This is a genomic window from Sulfurovum sp., assembly GCF_041562805.1.
Taxonomy (GTDB): Bacteria; Campylobacterota; Campylobacteria; order Campylobacterales; family Sulfurovaceae; genus Sulfurovum.
In genome coordinates this window covers 14,574-37,279 of record NZ_JBFFOH010000001.1, presented here as the reverse complement: position 1 = coordinate 37,279, position 22,706 = coordinate 14,574, and the positions used below count along the sequence as shown (strand labels likewise).

23 protein-coding genes are annotated in these 22,706 nt (G+C 36.3%); 13 read left to right on the top strand and 10 right to left on the bottom strand.

Annotation, left to right across the window (positions count from 1 at the left end; translation table 11 throughout):
* The first annotated feature begins 6 nt into the window (after positions 1-6).
* The 11 genes from ABYK33_RS00210 to ABYK33_RS00160 all read left to right on the top strand — a co-directional run bounded on the left by ABYK33_RS00210 (position 7) and on the right by ABYK33_RS00160 (position 10,638).
* Entirely contained in the window at positions 7-1,077 is a 1,071-nt protein-coding gene (locus ABYK33_RS00210) for an ABC transporter permease (RefSeq protein ID WP_373030881.1), read from the top strand.
* Complete coding sequence (locus ABYK33_RS00205; RefSeq protein ID WP_373030880.1) at positions 1,078-1,689, top strand: ABC transporter ATP-binding protein; 612 nt, start codon at positions 1,078-1,080, stop codon at positions 1,687-1,689. It abuts the gene before it with no gap.
* Positions 1,683-3,263, top strand: coding sequence for a hypothetical protein (locus ABYK33_RS00200; RefSeq protein ID WP_373030879.1), 1,581 nt, complete (start codon positions 1,683-1,685; stop codon positions 3,261-3,263). Before ABYK33_RS00205 ends, ABYK33_RS00200 begins: the two co-directional genes overlap by 7 nt.
* Entirely contained in the window at positions 3,241-3,693 is a 453-nt protein-coding gene (locus ABYK33_RS00195; protein WP_373030878.1) for a hypothetical protein, read from the top strand. The genes ABYK33_RS00200 and ABYK33_RS00195 overlap by 23 nt, the downstream gene beginning before the upstream one ends.
* Positions 3,693-4,610: an MBL fold metallo-hydrolase gene (locus ABYK33_RS00190; RefSeq protein ID WP_373030877.1), complete on the top strand. Its 918-nt coding sequence runs from the start codon at positions 3,693-3,695 to the stop codon at positions 4,608-4,610. The genes ABYK33_RS00195 and ABYK33_RS00190 overlap by 1 nt, the downstream gene beginning before the upstream one ends.
* Positions 4,611-4,727: 117 nt before the next feature.
* Positions 4,728-5,546: an SDR family NAD(P)-dependent oxidoreductase gene (locus tag ABYK33_RS00185; protein ID WP_373030876.1), complete on the top strand. Its 819-nt coding sequence runs from the start codon at positions 4,728-4,730 to the stop codon at positions 5,544-5,546.
* 99 nt (positions 5,547-5,645) lie between these two features.
* Entirely contained in the window at positions 5,646-7,037 is a 1,392-nt protein-coding gene (locus tag ABYK33_RS00180; RefSeq protein WP_373030875.1) for a sensor histidine kinase, read from the top strand.
* Positions 7,030-8,739: an EAL domain-containing protein gene (locus ABYK33_RS00175; RefSeq protein ID WP_373030874.1), complete on the top strand. Its 1,710-nt coding sequence runs from the start codon at positions 7,030-7,032 to the stop codon at positions 8,737-8,739. Before ABYK33_RS00180 ends, ABYK33_RS00175 begins: the two co-directional genes overlap by 8 nt.
* Positions 8,740-8,804: 65 nt before the next feature.
* Positions 8,805-9,338, top strand: a complete 534-nt coding sequence (gene mog, locus ABYK33_RS00170) for a molybdopterin adenylyltransferase (RefSeq protein ID WP_373030917.1) — start codon at positions 8,805-8,807, stop codon at positions 9,336-9,338.
* 25 nt (positions 9,339-9,363) lie between these two features.
* Positions 9,364-9,573, top strand: a complete 210-nt coding sequence (locus ABYK33_RS00165; protein ID WP_373030873.1) for a hypothetical protein — start codon at positions 9,364-9,366, stop codon at positions 9,571-9,573.
* A gap of 318 nt (positions 9,574-9,891) precedes the next feature.
* The gene (locus ABYK33_RS00160; RefSeq protein ID WP_373030872.1) at positions 9,892-10,638 is read left to right on the top strand and encodes a carbonic anhydrase; all 747 of its coding nucleotides are present in this window, start codon (positions 9,892-9,894) and stop codon (positions 10,636-10,638) included.
* A gap of 61 nt (positions 10,639-10,699) precedes the next feature.
* Here the strand turns inward: ABYK33_RS00160 and ABYK33_RS00155 are convergent, their stop codons facing one another.
* The 3 genes from ABYK33_RS00155 to ABYK33_RS00145 form a co-directional block, all read right to left on the bottom strand.
* Complete coding sequence (locus ABYK33_RS00155) at positions 10,700-11,392, bottom strand: rhodanese-like domain-containing protein (RefSeq protein WP_373030871.1); 693 nt, start codon at positions 11,390-11,392, stop codon at positions 10,700-10,702.
* A gap of 126 nt (positions 11,393-11,518) precedes the next feature.
* The gene (locus ABYK33_RS00150) at positions 11,519-12,205 is read right to left on the bottom strand and encodes a rhodanese-like domain-containing protein (protein WP_373030870.1); all 687 of its coding nucleotides are present in this window, start codon (positions 12,203-12,205) and stop codon (positions 11,519-11,521) included.
* Between the two features lie 81 nt (positions 12,206-12,286).
* Entirely contained in the window at positions 12,287-12,979 is a 693-nt protein-coding gene (locus ABYK33_RS00145; protein ID WP_373030869.1) for a rhodanese-like domain-containing protein, read from the bottom strand.
* Positions 12,980-13,179: 200 nt separating this feature from the next.
* Between ABYK33_RS00145 and ABYK33_RS00140 the strand changes: the two genes are divergently transcribed.
* Positions 13,180-13,905, top strand: coding sequence for an NAD-dependent deacetylase (locus ABYK33_RS00140; protein WP_373030868.1), 726 nt, complete (start codon positions 13,180-13,182; stop codon positions 13,903-13,905).
* Positions 13,906-13,925: 20 nt separating this feature from the next.
* On the opposite strand, the gene ABYK33_RS00135 is transcribed toward ABYK33_RS00140, so the two are convergent.
* The 7 genes from ABYK33_RS00135 to ABYK33_RS00105 are packed head-to-tail and all read right to left on the bottom strand — an operon-like array spanning position 13,926 to position 22,237.
* Entirely contained in the window at positions 13,926-15,506 is a 1,581-nt protein-coding gene (locus tag ABYK33_RS00135; RefSeq protein WP_373030867.1) for a SulP family inorganic anion transporter, read from the bottom strand.
* A 53-nt stretch (positions 15,507-15,559) separates the two neighbouring features.
* Positions 15,560-16,444, bottom strand: coding sequence for an HlyD family secretion protein (locus ABYK33_RS00130; protein ID WP_373030866.1), 885 nt, complete (start codon positions 16,442-16,444; stop codon positions 15,560-15,562).
* A gap of 9 nt (positions 16,445-16,453) precedes the next feature.
* Positions 16,454-16,669 carry a DUF1656 domain-containing protein gene (locus ABYK33_RS00125; protein WP_373030865.1) on the bottom strand — a complete coding sequence of 72 codons (216 nt, stop codon included), beginning with the start codon at positions 16,667-16,669 and terminating at the stop codon, positions 16,454-16,456.
* Positions 16,662-18,290 (bottom strand): TolC family protein, encoded by a 1,629-nt coding sequence (locus ABYK33_RS00120; protein WP_373030864.1) that lies wholly within the window; start codon positions 18,288-18,290, stop codon positions 16,662-16,664. Before ABYK33_RS00120 ends, ABYK33_RS00125 begins: the two co-directional genes overlap by 8 nt.
* Positions 18,290-20,458, bottom strand: coding sequence for an FUSC family protein (locus tag ABYK33_RS00115; protein ID WP_373030863.1), 2,169 nt, complete (start codon positions 20,456-20,458; stop codon positions 18,290-18,292). Before ABYK33_RS00115 ends, ABYK33_RS00120 begins: the two co-directional genes overlap by 1 nt.
* The gene (locus ABYK33_RS00110) at positions 20,459-21,130 is read right to left on the bottom strand and encodes a potassium channel family protein (protein ID WP_373030862.1); all 672 of its coding nucleotides are present in this window, start codon (positions 21,128-21,130) and stop codon (positions 20,459-20,461) included.
* A gap of 27 nt (positions 21,131-21,157) precedes the next feature.
* Positions 21,158-22,237 carry an AI-2E family transporter gene (locus ABYK33_RS00105; RefSeq protein WP_373030861.1) on the bottom strand — a complete coding sequence of 360 codons (1,080 nt, stop codon included), beginning with the start codon at positions 22,235-22,237 and terminating at the stop codon, positions 21,158-21,160.
* A 161-nt stretch (positions 22,238-22,398) separates the two neighbouring features.
* Between ABYK33_RS00105 and ABYK33_RS00100 the strand changes: the two genes are divergently transcribed.
* Positions 22,399-22,665, top strand: a complete 267-nt coding sequence (locus ABYK33_RS00100) for a hypothetical protein (protein ID WP_373030860.1) — start codon at positions 22,399-22,401, stop codon at positions 22,663-22,665.
* Positions 22,666-22,706: the final 41 nt, after the last annotated feature.

Genomic DNA, 22,706 nt, shown 5'->3' with positions numbered 1-22,706 from the left:
GTGTAGATGTTTAAATCATTCCTGCGTTACAAGTACAAGACGGCACTTATATTGATCTCTGCCACTTCTGCCATTGCCTCTATCTTTTTGATCACGGCATTGGGCAACGGTATCATTACTATGTATGCCAATATGCTCAAAACAGAAGGAGATATTATCGTAATGCAACGTGGTGTAGCAGATACCTTTTTTTCTGATGTCAACCGTTCGTTACTTGAACCTATTGCAGCAATAGAAGGTGTGGCTTCAGCTCAGGGGGTTATTGTCGGAGCAGGGGCTATCGATGTGGTTCCTATCGCAGGTATCTATGGTGTGACACAGAACCGTATGTCAACATATACTTTGATGAAGGGCACTTACCCTCATGACGGTGAAGTCATTTTAGGAGATACGATCGCATCTTTATTGAATCATCCAAAATCCATTGAACTCTTAGGGAGTTCTTTTCAAGTTTCCGGTATGTATCAAAGTGAGATTGGATTTGAAAATGGAGGAGTGGTCATACCTATCAATGATGCTGAAAAACTTTTTCATAAAAGTGCCTCTTTTCTTCTTGTCTCCCTCTCTAATATTCAAAAAGAGAGCAATGATATTATAAAAAGTATCAAACGATTGAATGACAATATAGAGGTCAAGTCTACGAGTGAATTTATAGACAACTACAATCAATTCAAGATCATACGTATATCCAGCGGAGTTATTGCCTCTATATCCTTTTTTATGGGCTTCTTGGCAATTGTAAGTTTGATGAGTATCATGATCAATGATAGACGTTATGAGTTTGGTATCAAACGTGCTGTAGGCATCTCTAAAACAACGATTATTTTTCATATCGTCATAGAAGTCATGGCAATTACGTTACTCGCCTTTATATTGGCGTATGGTATCAGTCTTATACTTTTGGATCAGTTACAACATATTGAAAAGTTTCAAGGCTATCTAAGTGGTGAAATAGACCTAATACTCTTTGTTCAGTTACTTGTCGGTTCGATAACCATGGCCGTAATTGGGGCGTTGATTCCTGCATTAATTGCTGCACGAATCGACCCTATTATCTTAATAAACAGAGGACAATAGATGTTAGAAGTTAAACATATTTCACACAATTATGATAATGAGACCATATTACACGATATTAATTTCATGATTAAAACTAATGCATTTGTTGTCATTACAGGAGAGAGTGGAAGTGGTAAATCAACACTTTTATCCATCATTTCTACTTTGCTCAAACCCACAAAAGGAGAAATCTATTTCGATGGTAGATCTATCCAGGATATCTCAGATATCAACCACTTTCGTAACCAGGAAGTAGGTTTTATATTTCAATTTCATTATCTCATCGCTCATTTGAGTGTATATGAAAATATCGCCATGGTGACCAAACGGCCAAAAGTTGAAGTAGAAGAGTTGCTTGCAAAACTTGATATTGCTGAACTCAGCAATAAATACCCGGAGCAGATTTCAGGAGGGCAACGCCAACGTGTTGCCATAGCCCGTGCGATGATCAACCGTCCCAAATATATCTTTGCCGATGAGCCCACAGGTAACCTTGACTCTAAAAACTCAAAAATGGTTTTTGATCTCCTGCGCAACCTTGATTCTACCGTAATCGTCGCGACACATGATCTTTCACAAATACACCCTGGTGATCAAGTAATTTCCCTAAAGGATGGACAACTATGTTAAAAACACGTCTTCTGCCACATATTTATTTTAGCTATTTCTTTTTAATACTCGGAGCAGTATTTGGTCTAGTCTATGCTTTACAGCTAATCGGTATAGGACAAGATCTTATCAGAGCGGACATTGCTCGAAGCTTGCATCTTACTTTAATGCTTTATGGTTTTATCCCTTTAATGCTTTCACTTTTGCCTTTTGCACTGTTTGACAAAGAGGGCCTTATGAGAAAAAAAGGCATAGATCATCTTGAGCGTTTCTTTATGCTTTGGTATATCTTTTTGGTCTTTACAATACTTTCTCTGCTTTCAGCAGTCACACGTTCTCTTCCTTTTTATGATTTTCCTTATGAACTCAACGGATTACTTGCATTTGCCGGTCTCTTTTATCTTCTGGCAATTCTCGATACGATCAAAGGTTACGATGTTAAACCGCGTTGGGTCAACGTCTCTCTGGCTGCCGTGATTATCAGTCCTTTTGCTCTTTTACTTTTAATGAATCCTGATTATGGTCAGGTAGAACAGATGCATATGGGGCCACATGGAGACAATACTCTAGGTATGAGCTTTGCATTGCTCGCTATCTATTATTTGGCTATTAAACTTGCTTCCCCTCATGTCTCTTTTGTTACAAGATGGCATATCTTATGGCAAATTCCATTGGTTTTTTATATACTTTCTGTTCTCTATCGAGCATTTATAGGTTCTTTAAGTTATGAATCAGAGTGGTTTTTACAATACCTCACATTACTCTATATACCAATACTCTACCGATGGTGGAAAGATGCTGGTCTCTCTGTTTCTGTAAACATAACATTGTTTATATCCATTTTTGCATTTCTGTTTGTAGATGTTCAGGGCAATATACTTTTTGTTCCTGAATTACGTGCACTCTTTCACCGCAACGATCTGGTAGTAGGGCACTCACATGTTGCAGTAGGCATAGGATTACTTTTTCTTGCACTGGCGATCATTGAACCGTTTATCAAATCCTCACGACGTAGGATCTTTTTCTTGACTTCAATGTTAGTGCTTATGACATTGGTTTTAAGTATTAATGGGTTTTCGCAGGCAGGGTTTGCTAAAGTTGACACAGTGACCATATGGCAATGGCGTACTGTTTTTGGTGCATTATTTCTCTTTGGTTTACTCTTTTCTAGCAAGTTTTTAAATTTTTCAAAATCGATTTCCGTTTTCAAGGGCTTGACACCTTTACGATTGTATCATTTATTTGCCTTTATCTCAGATGGTTTAGGTGGTCTGATACTTCTCTTTTTTGCAAGCACACTCTATGGCTTGATAGGCCAAGAGTTTGTGGGAGGATATCAGCAGATCGTCTTTGGCTTTGTGACGGGTATCGGACTCATTCATTTGATGGGCTTTCTTCTTCACAGCTATGCACAGCCATTGGCAATGGCAACCGTCATCGTCCGTACCCTCACAGCAGGAGGATTTTTTGCACTCTATAAAGCAGACATTTTAGGATGGTCTGCACTTGCTATCGCTATCATTGACCTGGTTTTCGTACTGGTCTATTTACTTTACTTACAAAAGGAATCACATGAAACACTTACTTCTAATTAGTCTGTTATTAACAGGAACGCTCTTCGCCGACTTCAAAGTTGGAGATAAACTCCCCACCATCACGCTCATGGATCAGTTCGATAAAGAATTCACGGTTGAAGCCAAAGATACACTCCTCATTATGGCATTTGAAAAAGACATTTCTGTCGTAGTCAATGAGTTCCTCAAAACACAACCTGCGTCATTTTTGGAAACACATCACGCCAAATATATCTCTGATATCAGTACTATGCCTTCCATCATAACGTCAATGTTCGCTCTACCGAAAATGAAGAAGTATCCATTTTCTGTGATGCTTATCAATGATGATTTCGGAAATCAGTTTAATCGTCAAGAAGGTAAGATCACCATTTATACCCTCAAAAACCATAAGATTAAATCAATAGATTTCTTCACACCAGATGAGTTTCCACTTTTCTTTGAGCAGTAATGAAAACGTATCATCGCGGGCAATTTGGTGGTGCACTCGATAGTTCAACAAATATCAACCTTTGGCATGTCCTACGATGGAAAATTTTTAAATATCCAAAATTTTCCCTATCGTCACGCCCCATCATTCCTTTAGCTGTAAAACCTGATGTTAAAGGATTGACTCAAAAAGAGGATTTTATCTGTTGGCTCTCTCATGCATCTTTTCTTATCCAGTTAGGAGGAAAACGTATCCTCATTGATCCTGTATTTGATGATATTCCTTTTTATAAACGCCAAATCAAAGCGCCATATAGTGTAGATAACTTAGGAAATATTGACTATCTGCTTATCTCTCATACACATTATGATCATTTTGACAAAGCCTCTATACGTACTGTTGAGGCGATGCACCCCACAGCCATTGTACCTCTGAAAATGACTAAATTGATCCACAAGATAGCCCCCGATATCTCCTCTCAGGAGCTTGACTGGTATGAGAGTTATCAAGAGGAAGACCTTAGCATTACTCTTGTACCTGCGAGACATTGGGGACGTCGCAGTTTATTTGACAAGAACAGTGTTTTATGGGGCGGATTTCTTATTACTTATAAAGATCAAAGTATATATTTTGCTGGGGATAGTGCTTCTGGATCACACTTTGAAGAGATTGGTAAACGATACGAGATTGATATTGCTTTGCTACCTATTGGGGCCTATAAACCAGAATTTATTATGAAAGAGAATCACTTAAATCCACAAGAAGCTTTCGATGCTTTCACTCAACTTCAAGCTAAAAGAATGATACCCATGCACTATGGCACATTCAATCTCAGTGACGAACCACTAGATGAACCTCTACAATGGATGCAAGAAATTAACAAAAAGCACCCTGACAAAATATCTTTTTTAAATGTGGGAGAAGTGTTGGCACTATAAACTTTTTCTCAAATGTTTTACGCACTTGGACTTTATCTTTTCTCCCTATAACACTAATACAATATATTTCCATACTATTTCTGATAAAATACCATCATAAAGCATATGGAGTACTTCATGACAAATATCATCATTACAGGCTGTTCTACCGGGATAGGTTTCGAAACGGCGAACTACTTAAATGATAAGTTTATAAAAGTCTATCCTACTGCACGAGATCCAAAAGATGTTGAGATGCTTAAAGAGTTAGGCTTTGAACATGCTATGCTACTTGATGTGACTAAACCCGAAATGATCACTGCCGTGATAGCAAAAGTCTTAGAACTGGACGGAACCATAGATGCATGGTTTAACAATGCAGGTTATGGCCAGCCTGGTGCTCTGGAGGACATCACAACGACCGTACTGCGTGAACAGTTTGAAACCAATGTTTTTGGATTACATGAATGTACAAAGCAGATCATACCTGTGATGAGAGAACAGGGGTATGGTAAGATCATTCAGCATAGTTCTGTGCTTGGTATTATTTCACTTTTTGGGCGAAGTGCCTACAATGCAAGTAAATACGCAGTAGAAGGGCTTACGGATACCCTTAGACTGGAACTAAAAGATACCAATATCTATCCTGTACTTCTTAATACTGGTCCCATTGCTAGCCATTTTAGACAAACTGCTGTAGAAAAGCTCAAAGAAAATATTGACATAGAACACTCTGTATTTAAAGAAAAATATCTTAGTAGTATTAAAGAAAGAACACAACAAAAAGTACCATTCAAAGAAGATGCCAGTTCTGTTGCCGCTGTAGTACACAAGATAATGTTGGCTGACAAACCAAAACCTCGTTACTATATTACCAAAGCTACTTACTTACTGGGATATTTAAAGAGAGTATTAAGTACTACGCTTCTTGACAAAATACTGATAAAAATAACTTAGATAGTATCGTTATAGTCATAATAGTACTTTTTGTACAAATATCATTGTCTTATTTAAAAACTTTATATTACAATATATAATCAAACTTGAAAGTATACAATGAATAAGTACCTAAATTATATATTGCCACTACTTTCTATTGCAGATATTTCAAGCAATACAGAAGCAGAAAAACGTCAGCATAGTTTTCTTATTTATATGGGATTACTTATGAGTACGGGTGGCCTATTGTGGGGTACACTTTGTTTGTACCATGACATTTATATTGCAGCGATAGTACCCTATGCGTACATCCTGATTACAATCCTAAACTTTACTTATTTATATTTTACGAAGAATTTTCAAATTTCCCAAAATATACAGATCATTATTTCATTGTTGCTTCCTTTTTTCTTTCAGTTTTTTCTTGGAGGCTTCATTGCCAGTGGGGGGAATGTCCTTTGGTCAGTCATAGCTGTATTTGGTAGCTTCACTATAGGCGATAAAAGAAAGTCTTTCTTATGGCTTTTATTATTTTTTGCATTAATGGTTTTTAGTGGCTTTGTGGATAACTATGCCCAACCATACGATATTCGTATGCCACAGTCATATATCGTTAGCTTTTTTGTTATCAATTTCATTTTCGTTATTGGCATTATTTTTAGTCTTTATTACTACTTTGTAAGCACTGAAGAGAAATTAAGACTTGAGCTTCAAGAAAGTTTGGAAAAACTTGAAGAAACGCAAAAGATACTCATAGAGTCAGAAAAAATGGCATCTTTAGGGTCTTTGGTATCTGGTATAGCACATGAGCTCAATACACCATTGAGTGTAGGACTTACCGGTATTTCACAAATGGATCATGAACTTAAAAAATTAGAATCAAATTACAAAGAAGATATGCTGACTGAAGAAGCACTCAAAGCGTATATGAGTATTATGAATAAATTAATTCCAACTATTCGTGACAGGTTAAATAATGCTGTAACGCTAGTCAAATCATTTAAACATATCTCTGTTGACCAACACGCTGAAGACCAACGTGAATTTAATTTAAAAGAATATGTAGATAGTATTGTTTTTAGTTTTCAAGCTCAGTTAAATGATAAACAGATAAAAGTTAACAATACTATAGATGACAGTATTGTTCTTGACAGTTACCCAGGAATTTTTTCACAGATCTTTTCAAATCTAATTTTGAACTCTATTAAGCATGCTTTTGATGAAGATGAAGATAATATAATCCATATATCTATGGAATTAACTGATCAATTCATTATTCACTACCAAGATAACGGAAAAGGTATCAAGAGTGAGCATGAGAAAAAGATCTTTGATCCTTTCTTTACCACGAAACGAGGGCAAGGTGGAAGTGGACTTGGCCTACATATTACATATAATCTGATTACACAACAACTTGGTGGGACATTAAAACTTATCAGAGTATCCCCTCATGGTTTAGGTTTCAGTATCACACTTGACCCATCAATTATAAAGGTAAAACATGGCTAATTTAGTTTTTGCAAAAGAACAAAAATCTCAAACACCAAGCAAGAAAAATACACAAAAGATCTTAATTGTAGATGATGACCAGGCAGTTCATGATATAACAAACATTGCATTAGAATCAATGAACTTTTCTGATTTTGATCTTGAGATATTAACAGCCTACAGTTCAGAAGAAGCAAAAATAATTCTCAGTGAACACGATAACATTGCACTTTCCCTCATTGATGTCGTCATGGAAACGCCAGAAGCGGGGTTAGACCTTGTAGATTATATTAGAAAAGAACTACAAAACGATTTTATCAGGTTGATCATCCGCACAGGGCAGGCCAATGATTTTCCTCCCATGCATGTTATTCAGCATTATGACATTAATGATTTCAAGGAAAAAACAGAGCTTACCCGTGAACGACTTTATACCACTATTAGAACATCCATTAAGCAGTATGGACAATTGATAGAACTTCAGAATAAATATGAAGATACGTACAAGCAAATGACAACTGATTCATTAACCTTATTACCAAATCGTATCAAATTGATTGAAGATTTTTCAAAACAATCACATCAAACCCTTATCCTTATAGATATCATTGATTTTAGCCATATTAATGAGACCAATGGATATGATGTAGGTGATTATGTTCTCAAAGAGCTAGGTGATTTTCTTGCTTCCAAGTATAGTAAAATCTATAAAGTTTACCATTTAAATAATGACATATTTGCCCTTGTCACAAGTAAAGAACATCTAGAGAGCCTTCAGCATAATGTTAAAAAGATCAAAGAAGATATTTCTAAATTCTCTATAGTGACCGAGAACTTTAATATACATATCGAAACGACAATAGGTGTTGCTTATCAAACTGAAGATGATGTGTTAAAAAAAGCTGAATTAGCATTAAAAGAAGCGCGTAATTTGGGCAGAAATCAAATTAAATTCTATTCAAGTGATTTAAAAGTCATTCAGCAGATAAACGACACAAATCACTGGGCACCGATTATAAAACATGCATTTGAGCATAGTGATATCATGGCATATGCTCAGCCTATTTTCAATTTAAATGATCAAAGCATTGATAAGTATGAACTCTTAGTCCGTATTAAATATAAAGAAGAAGTATTCACTCCAAGTCAGTTTATTCAGGCAGCAAGACACGGTGGGCACCTTTATAATATCTTTAAATTTATGTTTGATCTGGGATGTAACTATGCTGCTAAAACCGGAAAAAAATTCAGTATTAATATTAGTGATTCTGAATTTCATTATGAAGGACTTATTGAATTTATTCAAAAGACCATTGATCATTATTCGGTAGACCCAAAATTACTTTCATTGGAGATCTTGGAATCCCATGCGATCACTCAGTCTGCTGAAATACAGGACCTGATTTTATCTCTACATAAAATAGGTCTTGAATTAATTGTTGATGACTTTGGTGTAGAATGTTCCAACTTTGCACAAACAGAGTTTTTACCGATCACTACATTGAAGATCGACGGTTCTTTTATTGAAAATATACTTGAGTCTAAAGACAGCAAGATCATTGTTAAAACAATTCAAACTTTTGCAAAAGAAAAAGGATTAAAACTTATTGCTGAGTTTGTTTGTAATAAAGAGATTTATGATGAAATCAGGGAACTTGGCATTGAATATGGACAAGGATACTATCTTGCAGAGCCTATTCCCTTAGATGATCTTAACGTTTAAGACCCTAAAATATTATTACGATATAATGCGTAAAATTATAATACATCAAGAAGGAAATGTTACTGATGGAGAAGATCAAGATAGGTGTTATCACCACAAGCGACAGAGCTTCACAAGGGATTTACGAAGATATCTCCGGTATAGCCATTATGGATACAATGAAAGAGTATTTACTCAATGAGTGTGAATATGAGTATAGATGTATACCAGATGAACAAAGTCTTATAGAAACAACGCTTATAAAGCTTTCACGTGATGAAAATTGTGACCTTATAGTCACCACTGGCGGAACAGGTCCTGCACCAAGAGATGTTACAACTGAAGCAACAGAAAATGTATGTCAAAAGCTTCTTCCAGGCTTTGGAGAGCAGATGAGGGCAGTAAGTCTACAGTATGTACCAACAGCCATTCTATCACGTCAAACAGCTGGTATCTGTAATGGCTCACTTATCATCAATCTTCCTGGAAAACCAAAGTCAATACGTGAATGTTTAGATGCTGTTTTCCCTGCTGTTCCGTACTGTATCGACCTTATAGGTGGAAATTTCATGGAAGCAAACGAAGAGGTTATTAAAATATTTAGACCTAAGTCAAAGTAAGTAAAATAAGGACATACTAATTAATATGAATATAGATTTTATAGAAGATAAAATGAATGAGATCATCAAAGAACTTGAAATGGAAGTCATGTCTGTACTCATGGATGAAAGTCTTGACAAAAAACAGACCAACCTACATATGAAACCTCTTACCTCAACAAAGAAAATACTCAATAACGCACTTGAGAGTATTAAAATGGTCGATAAAATAGGTAAAGAAGAGTTGGAGAAGTAAGATGACAAATGCTATGATCCTAATACTCTTTATTTTGAGTGTGATCTTGTTCTTTTGGGGTATACATAAAACCGCAAAAACACAAAAAAAGATCTATTTGTTAGCATCTGGTCCCTTTATACTTCTTATCGTTGGAATGTTTTTTATTTAGTACAAGTACAATAGTTTTGCTATCCATAAACAGTTTAATTGAATGATATTCATACACTTGACAGATTTACTGATATTTTTAACTCTTTTAACTCTTTTTTCACCTTTTTCCCTCTTTTTTTATTCAATTAATTTTATACTTTATCCACAATTTAAAAAGGATCATTTATGAAAAAGGCTACATCAATACTTTTAGCATCTACCATGATGTTATTGGCAAACAATACAGCACCAAAAAGTGAGAACGCACATTGGGGTTATACGGGACACAATTCACCAGATACATGGGGTACACTTTCACCTAAATATCATACTTGCAGCGAAGGAAAAAACCAGTCTCCAATCAATGTAAGAAGTTCCATGGATGCGGATCTTGAAGCACTTAAGATTTCTTATACTAACGCATCTAAAGATATACTCAATAATGGCCATACGGTTCAAGTCAATTTTGAAGCTGGAAACACATTGGTTGTAGACGATGTTATCTTTGAACTTAAACAATTTCACTTTCATACACCAAGTGAAAACAACATAGATGGTAAATCATTTCCACTTGAGGCACATTTTGTCCATTTAGATAAAGATGGGAATATCGCTGTACTTGCACTTATGTTTGAAGAGGGTACTGAAAATGCTGAACTGTCAAAAGTATGGGAAAAGATGCCAAAAAATGGTGGAGACACAAATGAGTTAGTCTTGTCAGATATTGCATCTTCACTTTTGCCTGATAATAAAGACTATTATAGATTTAACGGTTCATTGACTACACCACCATGTACAGAAGGTGTACGCTGGTTTGTACTTAAAACACCTGTGAGCATTTCTAAGGAGCAAGTAGAGTCATTTCTTCATACAATGCATCATCCTAATAACAGACCTATCCAAAAGGTAAATGCAAGGGTTGTTGTAGAATAATCCTTTTTTTTGAAATGATGACTTCTGCTTTATGTAGAAGTCATAACTGTGTAGCTATATCTTACAATTGATACTTCTTGGTAGTGGTCATACTCAAACCAAGCCAGTCATCCATTCCGCCTCTGTACCATTTTATCTTTTCAGGTGGGTAACCCAAAGTGAGTAGGGCTTTAACCATTTTTGGAGATTGGCTGCACCAGGCACCATTACAAAATACTAAAATGGTTTTAGCTTGAGAAAAATCATAAGACTTTTTATTACCGATAATGCCTAGCTTCTCTAATGAAACTTTATATTCCTCTTCAAATACTATGGTCATCATTATATAGACATAATGTATATTCATTGCACCAGGTATGGTACGATACTCATACCATTCTTCATCCCGTGTGTCTATCATCAGCATGGTATTGTCCTCTTGCATTTGTTTGATAAATGCCAACACTTCTACTTCTCCATACGTTTCCACACCTTTGTGTAGCTGCATAGGATAAATTGTTTTACCAGCACTCGTTATAAAAGTCGATTTACAAACATCAGGGACAGATTTGCTGGCATACTTACTCTGCCAAAACATTTCATTGGTGATATGGATATTCTTACATAACGGATCGATCTCACGCTTTATGGTGATATGTTGTATCTCACCTGAACTGTTAATATGATCAGTTCCTACACTGCTCATATGTGATGAAGTATTATCTCCTTTAGAAAAAGAGATAAAGATGATACATAAAAAAATAATTTTAAACATCATATGCTCCTTTTTTCTTTAGTATAAGGGAGGAGCGTGCAGAATATGTGTAATGCATTGAAGAGAAGAATATTAGTCTGTATGAATAACTTGTATGGTTTTATTTATAAGGAACTATTGTGACCTCTAATCCCGTGTACAGGTCATTCCTGCAGCCAACCAGGTCTGAATACCTCCACGATACCAGTTTATCTTTTCAGGTGGATAACCTATCTCCAGTAGTGCTTCTATCATAGCCACTGACTGACTACACCATGGCCCATTACAGAAGATAGCTATGGTTTTAGCTTTTGTAAAATCAAATGTATCATCTTCATCTATAACTACACCAAGTGTCCTTAATGCATGTTCAAACTCAAACTCAAAACTTTCACGCTCTTTAAAATGATGAAAAGGTAGATTCACCGCACCTGGTATCGTACGATAATCATACCAATCTTGCTTACGTCCATCTATCAGCAGCATAGAGTCATCACTCTGCATTTCTTTCATAAAAGCCAAGACTTCGAGCTCTCCATAGGTACTTATATCTTCATGTAAATGCATAGGCAGTAGTTTCCCTGTAGTATGAACATAGGTAGACTTACATGCATCTGGTACTTTTAGATGAGCGTAATTTCCTGTCCAAACCATAGTATTATTGATAGGTACTTTCTTACACTCTTCTGGAATGTCACGTTTTACAATTATAGGTTTTATTTTACCGCTTGCGTCAATGGTCTTTATAGTGATACCATCATATTCAAAACCTGTGTTTGCAGACAATGTCAAAGAAGCTAAAAGTAATGAAGTAGTGATCGTTTTATAAAACATGGAACATCCTTTATGCATTATATTAACATATTAACTGTAGAAAGTGTGTGTAGTAAGAATAAAACTACACTCTGCCTAATGTCATTTTCTAGTAGAAGTCATACCTGAGGCCAACCATTCCTGCATACCTCCACGATACCAGTTTATCTTTTCTGCAGGATACCCTATGTCTAGCAAAGCTTCTATCATCGTCACAGAGAGACTGCACCAAGGTCCATTACAAAATATAGTTATTGTTTTGGCTTTCGTAAAGTCCAAACTATCATCACGGGTATTAATGTATACTCCAAGATCTCTCATATTCTGTTCAAATTCAAATTCAAAACTCTCACGCTCTTTAAAATGATAAAAAGGCATATTCACTGCACCTGGTATAGTCCGATAATTATAAAATTCTTCTCTACATACATCTATGAGCATCATAGAATCATCTGTTTGCATCTTTTTTATAAAAGCCAAGACCTCAAGTTCACCATAGGTATTAATGTCCTCATCTATGAACATTGGTAAAATATGACCACCTACTGTATGTACATAAGTAGACTTACATGATTCGGGTACTTTAGCATGCGCATAGTTTCCTGTCCATAGCATAGTATTATTACTAAGTATTTTTTTACATTCTTTTGGGATATCCCGTTTTACAACTGTATATACACTATGACCCTTTGTATCAGTGGTTTTTACAGGTATACCATCATACTCCAATCCTGCTTCTTGACAAAATGTATAAGATGTGAGAAGTAGTGCAATAGTAATGTATTTATAAAACATTCTTATCCTTTTATACTATATAGTAGCATAATGGGTATAGAAAAGATATGTAATGCTAAATTATAGATACTGGAAGAATCTGGCATTTTAAATGTCAGTTCTGCTAAAATACAAATATAAACATACAACAGTTTACATCGATCACTTTAGCAGTTAAACGTTCTGGCAGTGATTTGGATGCATATATCACAGGTGCAATAATGAAAAAAATTATGATACTAAGCGGTGCCGGACTCTCTGCCGAGAGTGGTATCCGTACCTTTAGAGACCATGACGGTCTTTGGGAAAACCATGATGTCATGAAGGTCTGCTCTACGCAAGGCTGGATTGCAGACCGCCAATATGTAACCCGTTTTTACAACGACAGAAGACGTGATCTTGAATTTAAAGAGCCTAATCATGCGCATAAGATGTTGGCCCAACTTGAACACGATTATCGGGGAAGAGTTATTCATCTGACCCAAAATATTGATAACCTTATGGAGAAAGCGGGTGCTAAAGATGTGATACATCTTCATGGTACGCTAACTGATCTACGCTGTGAGGCATGTACAGAGACGTTTCATGTTGGATATGCACATCAAGAGGGTAATGAACACTGTCCACATTGTGGAAATAAAAGGGTTCGTCACAATGTCGTCATGTTTGGTGAAGCGGCGCCGGAGTACAGTCACATACAAGAAGCTATACGCCATTGCACGCTTTTCATCGCTATAGGCACAAGCGGTGCGGTGATCGACATTGTTCCTATTTCAAAAGAGTTTAAACACTCCATCCTGATTGATCCAAAACGTCAGGAGACTGCAAGTAAATTTGATCCTAAGTCTTACGTTGATGAATACTTTGAGCATTTTATTCAGAAAAAAGCAGGTGAGTCAATGGATGATATGATGGCAATTATCAAAGAACATATGGATGATCGATGATAACTACCGCCATATAAGAATTATACGTTATGTGCCACTTTATAGGTAGGATCATCTTCTTCATATGTACAGAAAGGACCAGCTGACTTGAGTGTCTGCTTGCAATCTTCTGAAAGGTGTCTAAGTGAAAGTTTCTTACCTGCTTGTTTATACTTTTCAGTAATGCCATCGATAGCCTCAGCACCTGACGAGTCCATTACTCTAGCTTGCTTGAAGTCGATAATTACTTCTGATGGATCATTTTCCACATCAAACTGTTCATTAAATGAGGTAACAGAACCGAAGAAAAGAGGTCCGTCCAGCTCATATATCTTTTTATTATCTTCTTCTTTTGTACGAGCAAAGATCTTTGCATGTTCCCATGCAAAAACAAGTGCAGAGATGATGATACCTGCTATCACAGCTACGGCAAGGTCTTCAAGTACTGTAATGATAGTAACAACCACCAAAACAAACGCATCTGAACGTGGCATATGTTTGATACGTTTGAGTGAAGAAAACTCAAATGTACCGATACTTACCATAAACATGATACCCACAAGGACAGCCACAGGAATAGCGGCAATAACACTTGAAAAACTTACCACAAGGATAATGAGTAAAACAGCTGCCGTAAAAGATGAAAGGCGCCCTAGACCACCAGAGGTAAAGTTAATAACAGATTGACCTATCATTGCACATCCTGCCATACCTCCAAAGAGTCCAGAAGTGGTATTTCCCACACCAAGAGCAATACACTCTTTGTTTCCAGAACCACGTTCTCCACCCATCTCATCAAGTACAGAAAGTGTCAGTAAAGATTCTATAAGCCCAACCAGTGCAACAATTATAGCTGTAGGCAATATGATAGCCATAGAAGCCCATGAGAACAAAGAGAGATCAGGAAGTATAAAACTTGGCATGGATACATTGGAAAGATCTGCAAGATCACCAACCGTTCGAGTATCGATATTAGCAAAATACACCACTAGTGTTACTACAATGATCGCTACAAGACCGGCAGGTACGGCCTTACTTATCTTAGGTAAATACTGCATTGTAGCCATCGTTACCATAATAATAATATACATAATATAGTTCTCAGAGAAACTGGCTTTTATAATGTCTATCCATGTGCTGTATTGTTCTATGTTTGCAGGCGCAAGGAAGGGAAGTTGAGCTATAGCTATGACAATGGCAAGTCCATTTACGAATCCAAAAAGGGCAGGTTGGGGCACTAAACGGATAAACTTACCCATCTTCATAGCTCCGATCGCTATCTGTATCAATCCTGCAATGATAGACGCCAGTAGAATATAGTGGAGTATCATCATAGAAAGATCTTCCGTAGAAAGATCCGGGTACATATGTTTCACTGAAAGTCCAAGAGAGACAAATACAACAGCTACAGAACCTGTAGCTCCCGATATCATTCCCGGTTTACCACCAAGTAGGGCAGTGATAAGTCCGATGATAAATGCACCATACAGTCCAACGACAGGAGAAACCCCTGCGATAAATGAAAAGGCTATAGCTTCAGGGACAAGAGCGACTGAGACCAGTGCTCCAGATAGAATGTCATTTTTAATGTTTTGGTTCGAATAGTTTTGAATATTAAACACATCAATTCCTTACTTTGTTTATGGTCGGAATTTTACCATAATTGTTTTACAAGCTACTTCTTCTCTTCTGTACGCTTCATAACCATTACTGAGGCAGTCAGTCCAAAGCGTAGCTTCACATTATCCGGTAATGTATCCAACTTAATACGTACAGGGATTCTTTGTGCAAGACGTATCCATTGAAATACCGGCTTCACACTTGGGAGTAGATTGTTTCCAGGGTTACCGTCAGAATGTGCGATACCCCAAGCTATAGATTCTACTTTTCCACTAAGTGGGGTATCCGGATATGCGAGGAGTGTAACCATTGCGTTATCTCCTACTTCTACTTCCGGTATTGCATCTTCTCGGAAGAAGCCAAAGACCCAGTAAGCATTTTCATCTACCAATGCCAATATTGGTTTATTAGCTGAAGCCTGTGAACCTATTTGAAAGTTGATATTTGAGACATACCCATCTACTTCTGCATACACTTTTGTATAGGAAAGGTTTAGTTTTGCAGTGTTTAGTGCTTCTGTAGATGAATCTATGTCTGCTAAAGATTTATAATAGTTGGTTTCATTACGTACTAAATCCTTCTGAGAAACCGCACCCTTATCTTTGGCATAGATATTTTTAACACGTTCATACTCTATTTTCGTTCCCTTTGCTCCTTCAAGTGTACGCTGGAGTCTAGCTTTGGATTGATCTACCTTGACTTGATATTGAGAAGGATCGATCTCAAAAAGCAGATCACCTGTTTTCACTTTTTGATTATCTACTACATGGATCTTAGTGACCATACCATTCACACGTGGTGTTACTTGAATGACTTGTGTACGTACCTGTCCATCTCTAGTCCATGGATTCTCTATATATTCTTTATATTTATTGTACGAAAAAAATGCAGCAATTCCAATAATAGATAATGTAAGTAATATTTTTATAATTTTTGTCATGAATAACCTTTAAAATTTAATCCAAAATGCATCTATTAAGACCATATAGAGTGCCATAATAGCTATAAATACATAAGATGGTGCAACGATGGAACGTGAGACTTTTAATTTATTTAAAACAAGTACTGTAAGACCTGCTGCTAAAAAAGCTAAAATAATGACCAGCAACATAGGAGAGAAATAGACATCACCAACTGAAAGTTCATGAGGGTAATTGTTAGTCATTATTCATTCCTTCAGGAAGTCGTGTCATATTGTCATCGAGATATTTACCCCAATCTACCGTCTTTTTCATTTTTGCTGCAGTATCAGCAGAAAGATACGATTTTCCTTTACTCATCTGCCATCCTCCACCCAATGCTTTATAGAGTGAAATAGCATTGATAGCTAGGTTTCCTTTGATGGTTGCATATCTATCTTGTGTAGAGGTAAGTTTTTCAACGGTCGTAAGGAGTCGCTGATAATTGACCAATCCATCATTGTATTGAATGACTGATATATTAAATGCACGTACTGTCGCATCCACTGCTTTTCTGTTTTCATCTTGCTGTTTCTTTGTCAATATATAACCATTCAGTGCATCAGAGACTTCAGAGACTGCAGAGAGTACTTCTTTATTGTAATTTACTAGACTCTCTTCAAATACAGCATCTTGTAAACGTATCTGATTTTTTATACGGTCATACTGAAAAATATTCCACGAAAAAGCAGGCCCAATGGCAACACCTAAAGCATCACTTCCAGATATCCATGAACCAGTAGCATCATTGGTGTTATATCCAATATTTCCAAACAAAGAGAAACTTGGGTAGAGTTCTGCCATTTTTGAACCTATGAGAGCACTATTCGAGTGCACTTTATATTCTGCTACTTTTATATCAGGTCTTCTTGTAATCAAATCTGCATCTATCTTGTTATGCGGGTTTAAACGCGCACTAGGAATCATCCTAACATTCAGTAGATCATTACTGCCTTCTTTGAGTTGGATAGCACCTCTTTTATTCTGGTCAATATATTTACTTGTGGTATCAGCATACTTTTTACGTCCAGATGAAAGTAATCTGGTTACTTCGTTTGAATTCATAGCCAACAAAAGAGCAATAGCATTACGTGCTTTGACTTTGGAAAGTTCTAAAGAAGGAAGTGCTGAACGTGTATTATAGAGTTGGGTTCTTGCCTGCTGCATATCGAGTTCAGATACATTACCTGAATTGAATTGTACCTCAGTCATTCTTGTCACACGTTCTTGTATAGCCACGTTTCGTCTAGCGTATGCCAAACGCTCTTCTGAAGTACGATAGTTGATGTAATTACGTGCCACTTCTGCAATAACAGAGACCATAATATCATTATATGAAGAGACTGTTGCATAGAGGTTTGCTTCTGAAGACTCTATGCCTCTTGCATATTTGCCCCAAATATCCATCTCCCAGCCTAGATCAAAATTAAGACCAGCCACTTCAAAGCTATTCCCATTGTTACGTGTTGTCGCTGCGTTTCCTGAGAGTGTTTGCAGTTGAGGGTAGGTTAGTCCTTTGATTATCCCCAATGCAGCACGAGATTGTAGAATGCGTAACCCGGCACTCTTTATATCAAGGTTTTGTGCATAGGCTTTTTGTACCAAAGTATTAAGTGTGGGATCATCAAAAGTTTTCCACCACTGTGCCATAGCATCAGAGTTTTCTTTTTTACTGCCATGTGTCCAATTTTGAGGAAGCGGGGGAGCATCTACACCTGTAAAATCCGGTCCAAGTTTTACACAACCACTTAGCATCATTAGAGTGAGGGCAGAAAGCCCGATTTTTGGTATTTTATATATCATATTTACTTTTTTTATTTTATCCATTAAAACCTACTTTGTTTGAGTACACTAAGATTAAGTTCTTCCATCAACTCTTGAGAATGAAAAAGTGATAACCATACATTTTTGCGTAAAGAGATATTTTCATATAGCTCTGCAATATCTTTTCGACTATATAATTCAAAATCAATATTTTCTAATACTTTGGACAAACTCTCTTCAACAACATGTACTATCTGTTGTTTATCTTTCCAAAAGGTATCAACATCTTTGAGCTCTTTTCCTTTGGCATATTCACCCAATAGATCAGATAAGTAGGGTAGTGTATAATTTTTTATCAATATTTGTATCAAAGGATTGTTTTTCCTCATTAAGTCTCTATGATACAATAGCTCAACTAAATAAGCAAATTTTTCAGCCTCTTTTGTAAATGCCAAAAGCTTTTCTTTATCAATAGTGTCAAAATATGTTGTATCCACATCATTAGCCCAAAGTTGCATTTTTTTTACCGTACTCATAAGATGTATTTCACTGTACTTTGCAAACAGGTTAACAAGCCAGGACTCTTGGCCTTCTTGTCCCTTTCGTCCTCTTTCCAGCATCATTTGAGTACATCTAAAAAAACGATTTTTCATCTCAATAAATAGATGCTCCGGTCTCGTTGAAAACGGTATATAGTAAAAAATATGAAGAAGCATAAGAAAAAGGTAAAACGTCAATAGGACCAAAAGAAATATGCCAAAATCATAGTACATTGTATTGGCAATACCTAAGGTAAATAAACCCAACAAAAAGAAGATAGTCATTTTAGGATTGATAAGATGGAAAGAGATAAAACTATATACAAAAATAAAGAGTCCCAACTCCCATCCATAGTGTAAGTTAGGTAAGACAACTATATACATAAAGGTGGCAAATATAAAAGAAAAAGTAAACACCACTATAAGCATGGAGGGCTTGATAGGAGTAAAGGTAGTTAATACGCTAAGCCCTGTAGCTAAGGCTACAATCATAAATCCTCCCGGAGGGTTTATCTGTATCCAAAAAAAAGTTGCTGCCCAAAAAATGATGAACGTTACTAAAGCACCTTTCAAGTGTTCTATATCACCCCAAAGAAAACGTCTATTTTCAGGTATTACTTCACTATCAAAAAAGGTAGGAAGAGGACTATGTATACGATTTAACTTTCTTGCCAATGTCCGTAACTCTTCATGAAGTTTTTGCATATCTTGAATAGTCGTAATAAGAGATGCTCTATCTAGATGAGATAAATCTTTAATCATCTCTGTCTGATATTCAGGTTTTATCTCTTCAGGAATAGTGATCTCCTGTTGATCTCCCCATGCAAGTGAGATCCCTTTAAACAGTAAAGAGATCTCATTCTCTAAAATTTTATAATTAGGAATATATGTTTCCAAGCTGTCTGTATACTCTTCTCTATCATGCATAGAGAGTAGGGTAAGATATCCATTTATATTTTTATAATTGTATATCATACTATGCCACTGTTTCATATCTATAGAAGCCGTGCCTGTATCCATAGTGGACTGCTCCAATGAAGATTCATTTTCGAAGAGCAAAGCTAAAGATTTTTCTCGTTCTTCTTTAGAAGCATTTCTATCCAAAAAGAGTTGCAACTGTACTTCAGAAAGTTTAAGTGCATTGTCTGATGTTGTATCTTCAACGTTTATAGGCCAAAGGAATACACCCACTACCATATAAACCATAATACCAAAAATCGTCATATAGGTTTTGTCTAATCCATAGATAAAAACATCATCGACTTCACCATTTTTAAACACCATCATCATAGTCATAGCAGTCAGCATAAAAATACTAGGATCACCTTTATAAGCACGTACCAAATAAAGAGGAATTGCAACGATAATAGACAAGCTAATAAGAAATAACATTCTATCTTGTGGGAAATATGCGATGAGTGTCATACCTATAATCGCTCCAATTATCGTACCAAGTGCACGCATTGCACCTTTAAGTACTGACTCACTCACTGAACCCATCGCAGCGATTAGCATCACTGTAATAGCCGCAGTAGATGCTTGTGACCATCCTTGAGAAAGAGGGATCAGATATGCCAAAGCCATACTTAAAGAAGCTTTTATGGAGAACTTTAGTTTATCTGAGAGTGAAAAAAGAAGTATACCTGAGAAGGATTCCCATAATGTACATTTCTTTTCTATAACTGTCTGCAACTAGTTATCTTTTTTAACATAATTGGAAAGTGCGACACTCACAAGACTGGACACGATGATCGCCATATAGAACACACCAATAATGGCTTCCATATAAACAAAAAACTCAGCAATAGGTTTTGTTGGTAAGATATCACCATACCCGAGCGTAGTCAAAGTCACAAAACTATAGTAAGCTGCTCTTGAAAAAGTCTGATGCCAGGTACCAGGTTCTATCCCACTAAATGCATTTGGATCCATCACTAAAAGAAGAAGATAGACAACTGTCCAAATCAATCCTAAGAGGATATAAAGAGAAAGTGAACCTATGATTTTATTTCTATCTATTTTTTTTCCTACAAAAAGTATCTGTTTATATGCAGATTCAAATGATCCGATAAAAAAGAATAAAAGTATAAAGAGATTGAGATAGACTATATATTTCAATACAAATATCTTACTAAGCACAGTGATAAGTACAAGTAGTGCAATTAAAATATATACTAATTTTTTCCATTTCATCTCAGTATTTAAACTTTTAATACTTACTATAAACATGAGTATAGTCACTATAGAAAAAAACTCCTCTCCCCAAGTTCCAGGAAACTCGTGGATCAAAGCAGCAGAAAAGAGTAAAGCTATTAAAGAAATACAAAGATAGATAAAATTATTCTCATAAGTAATTTTTTTCATACAAGGGCACCAATACTATACTAAATTTTATTTTGCATTATCTGGTGCGTCTTGTACCCCATCCATCCAGAGCCCAAAAAGTTTGTACGCTAAAGCAAAGATAACAGCCCCTATAAAGAGTCCTATCATCCCCATCAGTATCATACCGCCGATCGCACCTATAAGAATGACAAGCATAGGTATATCTACACCTCTACCCATCAGCATCGGTTTCAACACACCATCACTGGCTCCTACTATGAGCATATAAACGGTAAAAACCACTTCTGCTGTACCAGTTCCTTGAGAAAAGACATAAGCAACAATAGGACCAATAATAATCAGGGCAGGTAGCTGAATGATTGTCAAGAACATAATACCTACTGCCCAAACCATAGCCAAAGGCACATCCATCAGCATTAAACCGATCAAAGCAAATGCCGCTTGTATCAATGCCACACCGAGTACCCCTGTAACAACACTACGTACAGTCAGTGTAGATAGATTTGCCCATTCTGGACCTTTATCTCCCACTAAACGACGTAAAAGATCAGTATAAAACTTTGTAGCCCCTTCACTGCCTATAAGAAATACTGCTGCGATGATCATAGAACCGACAAACATCAAAATCGTACTAAGACCACTCATCATTGAAGTGAAAACAGATTCAGCCAGCTTTTTAATTCTTTCATTGAAAGGTGCTAATGTTTCTTTCAAATTCTTTGATGCTGAATCCCAGAATGTATATGCCTTTTCACCTATAAGTGGCCACTCTTTTACTTTTTCAGTTGGTGGAGGAATCGTTACATTCCCATCTTTCAATGCATGGACAAGTGTTTGAGAAGACTCGATCGTCTTTTCTGAAAGCATATACGTCGGTATCAACAATACAGCGATAATGACTACAGTAAGCCCTATAATGATCTTCTTACGATGTGCAAAACGTTTTTCCAAACCGTCAATCACGGGAGAGAGTGCTACAGCAATAATAATACCCCAAACCACTATCGCCATAAAAGGTTTAGCAATCAAATAGGAAATATAGATAACTAGAGCCAAAAGACCCACTTTAATAGCGATCTCTATTGCAAGATTTACTTTTTCTTCTCTTTGTGTCATCTTATCCATAATATATCCTTGTCAAAATATGTGATGTAGTAAAAAAAATATTATAACAGAAGTATCTGCAAGATAAGTACCACTAACATACTTTTCTAACTAAAGCTAAAAAATAGTATCATTGAAATATCCGGTAGAAAATTAAACTCAAATTTTAAAAAGGATTTTACATGACTAAACTCACCATTGTCTATACAGACGGTCAGCAAGAACAGTACAACATCATCGAACCGACAAATGTACCAAGTGCCATGACGGGAATGAAACGATATAAAGAGATTATAGAAGATGATATGCTAAAGCTTGTCATAGAAGGTGTGCAGATTGTACTTATACCTATCATCAATATTCGAAAAATCATTGCGCATCCAGCGAATATGGATCAGCTAAATGTTCAAGATTATCCTGGTTTTTTGAATGCGAAAATGGTGGATTGATATAAAAAGTTATTACTCTCGATCGCTACACCTACAGACTC